Below are 6799 nucleotides of genomic sequence, written 5' to 3' on the forward strand. Positions count from 1 at the left end.
CTGAGTTTAAGTTACGGAAGGAGGCGATAAAAACGTTGCATAAAGGCGGCAGAGTCACTGCCGCCGTTTTATTATGCTAACAGGCAAGATACCGAGTGCGCTTCGTCACCAGTTAGTATCGGCTTTTCCTTGGCGCAGGTTTCATTGGCTAGTGGGCAGCGAGTACGGAACACACAACCTGAAGGTTGATTGATTGGAGAAGGCAAATCCCCTTCCAACATCTCGATGGTTTTCGAGCGCTCAATGTGAGGATCTGGTATTGGTACCGCTGACATCAAAGCTCGAGTATAAGGGTGCTTTGGCTCAGCAAACAACGCCTCTGACTCTCCCAACTCTACCGCGTTTCCTAAATACATCACCAACACTCGGTCTGATATGTGTTTGACTACCGACAGATCGTGAGCAATAAAGACCAAACTCAGTCCTAGTTCCTTTTGTAGTGCTTTCAATAAATTCACTACCTGTGCTTGAATCGATACATCCAATGCTGATACTGGCTCATCGCAGATGATCATCTTGGGACGCAGAATCAGTGCTCGGGCAATACCGATACGCTGACACTGGCCACCAGAAAACTCATGGGGGTAGCGATTAATCACATTAGGTAATAAACCGACTTTCGCCATCATTTCTTTAACGCGTTGTTTCACTTCTTGTTTGCCAAGCTCTGGATAAAATGTCTCTAGGGGCTCAGCAATGATATCTCCTACTGTCATGCGAGGATTGAGAGACGCCAGCGGATCTTGGAAAATCATCTGGATTTCCTTGCGCGTTTCCCTGCGCTGCACAGAGTGCATTTTAGTAAGGTCATTCCCAAGCCAGACCACCTCACCATCTGTAGCTTCAACTAAACCAATTATCGCTCGTGCGAATGTGGATTTACCGCAACCTGACTCACCTACTACTCCGAGCGTTTCTCCTTCATAAAGACGGACATTGACTCCATCGACCGCTTTCAACTGAGAAGCCTTACTCCAAGGCCATGCGGATTTCGAAGCAATGCTGAAGTGTACTTTGAGCTGTTTTACATCTAACAGCAGGTTTTTGTTATCTTTCATAGCATTCATTTGGTCCAAGTCTCCCAATCAGAGAAGCAGGCTCGCTGGCGATTATCGGCAAAGTTCTCTAACGCTGGCGCCGTAACGCTGCACTGTGGAATAGCACGATGGCAACGTTCTTGATAAGGACAGCCCGGTGGTAAGCGAAGCAAGTTAGGTGGATTGCCGGGAATAGTAGGGAGTATCTCCCCTTCCGTGTCCAATCGAGGAATAGCCTTGAGCAGGCCCTCTGCATAAGGATGACTTGGGTTATAGAAAATATCATCCACAGTTCCATACTCCATGGTACGGCCTGCATACATAACCAATACCTTGTCGCAGGAACCAGCGACTACACCCAAATCATGGGTAATCATAATGATCGCCGTATTGAATTCAGTTTTCAGCTCATTCAATAGGTCCATGATCTGTGCTTGAACTGTTACGTCCAACGCAGTGGTGGGCTCATCGGCGATCAACAGCTTAGGGCGACACAACAGAGCCATGGCGATCATCACGCGTTGGCGCATACCTCCTGAAAATTCATGAGGGTACATCGAGATACGCTTACGGGCTTCAGGAATCTTCACCGCCTCTAGCATGCGCACAGATTCTTCAAGCGCCTCCGTTTTACCCATCCCTTTGTGCAGCATCAGGACTTCCATCAATTGGTCACTGACCTTCATGTATGGATTGAGAGAAGTCATTGGGTCTTGGAAGATCATTGCAATCTGTTCTGCACGAACTTTATTCAGTTCTTTTTCAGACAGATTAAGAATTTCACGACCTTCAAATTTAGCACTACCAGAGACAATGCCATTTTTTGCCAGTAAACCCATAATCGAGAAAACGGTTTGTGACTTACCGGAACCAGACTCGCCGACGATCCCCAACGTTTCGCCTTGGTTTAACGCGAAGTTGAGGTCATTCACTGCCGTCACTAAGCCATCCTGCGTCTTAAACTCAACTCGCAGATCTTTTACATCTAATAAACTCATTATTTTTCCTTAGTCACGACTATCTGTCTTTCGGATCCAGCGCGTCACGAAGACCATCGCCAACGTAGTTAAAGCAAAATAGTGTGACCACCATGAAAATAGCAGGGAAAGCCAGTTGCCAAATAGCCACTTCCATTGTCTGAGACCCTTCCTGCAGCAGCGCACCCCAACTTGTCATTGGCTCTTGCACGCCTAATCCTAGGAACGATAGGAACGACTCGGTTAAAATCATGCTCGGAATAAGTAGTGTCGAATAAACCGCAACAATACCCAATACATTCGGCACAATATGGCGTGTAATGATTCGCCAGTTGCTCACACCACTGACATGAGCTGCCTCGATAAACTCTTTACTACGAAGACTTAACGTTTGACCACGTACTATTCGGGCCATGTCCAACCAGGCAATTGCGCCGATAGCGACAAAAATCAGCACGATGTTGCGACCAAAGAAGGTTACTAACACGATCACCAGAAACATAAATGGCACTGCATAGAGAATTTCAAGCACACGCATCATCACGCGGTCCACTCTGCCTCCAATAAATCCAGAGGTCGCCCCATACAAGGTCCCAATGAGTACAGCAACCAGTGCACCGAGCACACCAACCATCAATGAAATACGTCCACCGATTAGCGTCCGCACGTAGAGATCTCGTCCTAAGCTATCTGTCCCAAACCAGTGCTCTGCACTTGGTGCAGCGTGCATGGCATACCAATCCGTATCATCAAAGGTGTAACTTGCAACCATAGGAAGGAAAATCACTGCCATGGTCATTACAAACAGAATCAACAAACTCACCATCGCAGCTTTGTTGCGCATAAAACGAATTCGCGCGTCTTGCCACAAGCTTCGACCTTCAATTTCTAAACTTTCTGAAAACTTCTCGACAGCTTCCAAGTTTTCTTTTTTCGTTAGCATCACTCACTTCCTCAGTAACGAATTTTCGGGTCGATCATCGCAAGCAAAATATCCACGATGGCGTTGAATAGAATGAAGAGGAAACCAATCAAAATGGTCACCCCCATCACTAACGAATAGTCTCGGTTAAAAGCCGCGTTAACAAACAGCTTGCCGATACCCGGTAAGCCAAAAATAGTTTCGATAACAACGGAGCCAGTAATAATGCCGACGAAAGCAGGCCCCATATACGACACTACAGGCAGTAACGCAGGCTTTAACGCATGCTTAAGAACGATGTAGGAATAACTCAGCCCTTTGGCTCGCGCTGTGCGAATGAAATTACTGTTGAGCGTTTCTATCATGCTGCCTCTAGTGATACGAGCGAAGGTCGCCACATACAAAAGTGACATCCCGATAACGGGTAGTACAATGTACTTCAGACCACCGTCGTGCCACCCCCCTGCTGGAAACAGGTGCCAGTGCAGTGAGAACAAGTAAATCAGTGCCGGAGCTAACACGAAGGATGGCATCACGACACCTAACATCGCGGTCGACATAATGGTGTAATCGACCCAGGTATTTTGCTTTAAGGCGGCAATCGTACCGACTGTGACTCCCATAATGAGGGTAAAGATAAACGCGACTAACCCCACTTTCGCCGATACCGGCAGTGCCACAGCGATCAATTCGTTAACCGTGTAATCTTGATACTTGAATGAGGGACCAAAATCTCCATGGAGGACATTAGATAGGTAGGTCGTGTACTGCTCAAATACTGGCTTGTCTAGGCCATATTTAGCTTCAATATTTGCCATGACTTCAGGGGGAAGTGGGCGTTCACTTGAAAAAGGGTTACCCGGTGCAAAACGCATCAGAAAAAAAGATACGGTGATCAACACCAATAACGTTGGTATTGCTTCCAATATCCGCTTCATGATGAACTTAATCATAAACGTGTCCAGTTTGAAATTATGAATAACAGAAGGACACTGCATGTACGATCACATACAGAGTCCTTGCTGACTTTTTAACAATGATTACTTAGCTTTGATGTAAAGGTCTTTTGCGTAGATCTTGTCTTCCGCGTTCCCTTCGGGATAACCGCCAAGTTGAGGTGAAACGAGACGTGTCGTCACGTATTGATAGATTGGAGCTAAAGGCATGTCTTTCGACAGTTGTGCCTCTGCGTCATAGTAGAGCTGAGTGCGCTCAGACTCGGATTTTGAGTTGAGGGCTTTGTCGATAATGGCATCATAAGCTGGACTCTTATAATGAACACCACCATTGACGTTATCGCTCATCATCAAAGTTAAGAAGGTCGATGCTTCGTTGTAGTCTCCACACCACGCAGCACGCGTGACGTCAAAGTTGCCTTGGTCCCTACTCGCTAGGTAAGACTTCCATTCTTGGTTCTCCAGGTGAACATTAACCCCGAGTTTTTTCTTCCACATCGACGAAATAGCTACCGCAATTTTCTTGTGATTTCCCGACGTGTTATACAGCAGGCTGAAATCTAGCGGGTGGTCTTTATCGTAACCAGCCTCTGCCAGCAACGCCCGCGCTTTCTCATCTCTTTGTTTTTGCGTTAGCTTGCCGTATTCCGGCAATTGTGGCGAAAATCCCGCGGTGATTTCTGGCGTTAGGAAGTAAGCGGGTTTCTGTCCCTGCCCTAAAATGGCTTTAGTGATAATGTCACGGTCAATAGCATAAGACAGTGCTTTGCGGACTCTTACATCGTTAAACGGTGCTTTCATTGCGTTGAACTGATAGTAATAGCTGCATAAGTTGCCCTTGATAGCGACATCCTGCGGATACTCTTTTTGAAGGCGATGGAAATGCTCGTTTGGCACTTCGTTGGTCATCTGAATTTCACCCGACAGGAAACGGTTCATTTCAGCGACTTGATCCTCAATAGGCAAGAAAGTGACTTTGTTGATCACTGTGTGTTCATTATCCCAGTAATTAGGATTTCGCTTCAGCTCTAATCGCTCATTCACCACCCACTTTTCCGGAAGGTATGCGCCATTACCAACAAAGTGCTCCGGTTTGGTCCACTTCTCGCCCCATTTTTCAATTGTCGCTTTATGTACAGGCATCATAGTGGTGTGAGCCAACATCTTAACGAAATAAGGTACTTCGGTATCCAATGTAACTTTCAGTGTGTAGTCGTCAACGGCCTCAACACCTAATTCAGATATATCTTTCTTACCTTCAATAATATCTTGCGCGTTATTCATCTTAGTTGAGGAAAGATACCAAGCGTAAGGTGACGCAGTTTTCGGATCCACTGCTCGGCGGAAACTGTAGACGAAATCTCCCGCGGTCACAGGATCACCATTGGACCATTTAGCATTGTGACGGAGGTGGAAAGTGAAGGTCTTATTGTCAGGAGTATCCCAAGATTCGGCCACACCTGGAATGGTTTCACCATTGGCATCCTGTGTCACCAGACCTTCCAACAAATCACGAATGACGTTTGACTCGGGAACACCTTCTGACTTTTGAGGATCAATGGTTGCCACTTCGGTACCGTTACCTCGTACAAATTCTTGTTTTTTTGCTAGTTTAGTTCCGGCTGGAACGTTAGCTGCATAGGATGACTGAACAATAATAGAGCTAAGTATGCCCGTACTAATTAGTAGTGCTATTTTCGTTTTATTAATAGTTAACATGTTGTGCCTGCATCTTTTTATTGTGATTAAACTGGAGAATTAACTCCGTTTGATTCAAAAGTATTTTTTACGCAAAGATGTAACACAAAAAGATAATTCTTATTCACATTAAGGAAATTTGATAGATAGGTAACGTTTTTATCACATTATATTAATGTCAAACAGCACCTATGAATCATTCTATTATCATAGAAATTGTTTTACTTTATCTATATCTGCTTGGAATGAATCAGCGCCGATAATAGTGACTACTTGCTCAATAACTTTGATTTCTTCAGGGTCAAATGTATGGTGTGGATCGACTAAGTTCCATACATGAAGAGGACTTGGAGACCATCGCTTGAACAAGCAGTCTAGAGCTTGCTCTTGGCTTCGGGTGAGTTGTTTATGGATATTTTTGGCACCTTTGTGCCTCAAAGGGCCGTTAATGTAGACATCTGCCATATGAAGCATCAATCTTATTCGTGTTGTTTCGAACATTATTTCTAATTTCCTGCAGTGCTCTACGACTTATTACACACAACAAAATATCCGTTATTGTCCATTTATAATGAGCAATGTCTAGATAACATACTTTCTCAAAAGATTAATGTGAATCGTGGGTAAATTATTCGCTGTTATTTTCTGATATATTGCTTTTAATTAGGCAAGAGATAAGATATTTCCATCGAAAGATAATATTATTTAGAAACTGATCATTCTAGGCATACACGAGCAGTTAAATAATATTAACACTATGAAGGTAAATGTGGCTCAAAAAATCACATTCATAAGAGTGTTAATGAGAGGGATGACTGTCGATTCTTGAGGCAGGTTGTACGGCATAAGAGAAACATCTCACTTCTTATACCGTACAAAAGCACTTACGCCAGTAGCGATTTCGCAGTCGCTACAACGTTTTCAGTTGTGAAGCCAAACATCTTAAATAGCTCACCCGCTGGCGCAGATTCACCGAATGTTGTCATGCCGATGATCTTGCCACCGAAGCCAACATACTTATACCAGTAATCCGCAATACCTGCTTCAACAGCAATACGCTTAGTCACTGCCGCAGGAAGAACTGCTTCACGATATGCTTCATCTTGCGCATCAAATGCGTCAGTAGAAGGAAGAGACACTACACGTACCTTTTTACCTTCAGCCGTCAGTTCAGCGTAAGCGTTTGTTGCTAGCTCAACTTCAGAGCCT

Annotated in this window: 7 protein-coding genes; all 7 read right to left on the reverse strand. The window is 44.8% G+C overall.

Translation table 11 applies throughout. The features are described from left to right. Positions 1 to 71: 71 nt before the first annotated feature. Positions 72 to 1058: a murein tripeptide/oligopeptide ABC transporter ATP binding protein OppF gene (gene oppF, locus OH456_RS18075; protein ID WP_270034008.1), complete on the reverse strand. Its 987-nt coding sequence runs from the start codon at positions 1056 to 1058 to the stop codon at positions 72 to 74. A gap of 5 nt (positions 1059 to 1063) precedes the next feature. Further along, positions 1064 to 2035, reverse strand: a complete 972-nt coding sequence (locus tag OH456_RS18080) for an ABC transporter ATP-binding protein (RefSeq protein ID WP_062457516.1) — start codon at positions 2033 to 2035, stop codon at positions 1064 to 1066. A gap of 19 nt (positions 2036 to 2054) precedes the next feature. Then, a complete protein-coding gene (oppC, locus tag OH456_RS18085) occupies positions 2055 to 2957 on the reverse strand; it encodes an oligopeptide ABC transporter permease OppC (RefSeq protein WP_006071809.1) in 903 nt (300 codons plus the stop codon). Positions 2958 to 2968: 11 nt separating this feature from the next. Then, the gene (gene oppB / locus OH456_RS18090) at positions 2969 to 3889 is read right to left on the reverse strand and encodes an oligopeptide ABC transporter permease OppB (RefSeq protein WP_031495785.1); all 921 of its coding nucleotides are present in this window, start codon (positions 3887 to 3889) and stop codon (positions 2969 to 2971) included. 87 nt (positions 3890 to 3976) lie between these two features. Then, entirely contained in the window at positions 3977 to 5611 is a 1635-nt protein-coding gene (locus OH456_RS18095; RefSeq protein ID WP_270034009.1) for an ABC transporter substrate-binding protein, read from the reverse strand. A 186-nt stretch (positions 5612 to 5797) separates the two neighbouring features. Further along, positions 5798 to 6091, reverse strand: coding sequence for a hypothetical protein (locus OH456_RS18100; RefSeq protein WP_006071813.1), 294 nt, complete (start codon positions 6089 to 6091; stop codon positions 5798 to 5800). A 383-nt stretch (positions 6092 to 6474) separates the two neighbouring features. Continuing rightward, positions 6475 to 6799: transketolase-like TK C-terminal-containing protein (locus OH456_RS18105; RefSeq protein ID WP_333482766.1), on the reverse strand; the 325-nt coding region annotated here is incomplete at its 5' end.

Origin of the sequence: Vibrio sp. La 4.2.2 (genome assembly GCF_027586995.1) — a bacterium.
GTDB lineage: Bacteria > Pseudomonadota > Gammaproteobacteria > Enterobacterales > Vibrionaceae > Vibrio > Vibrio mediterranei.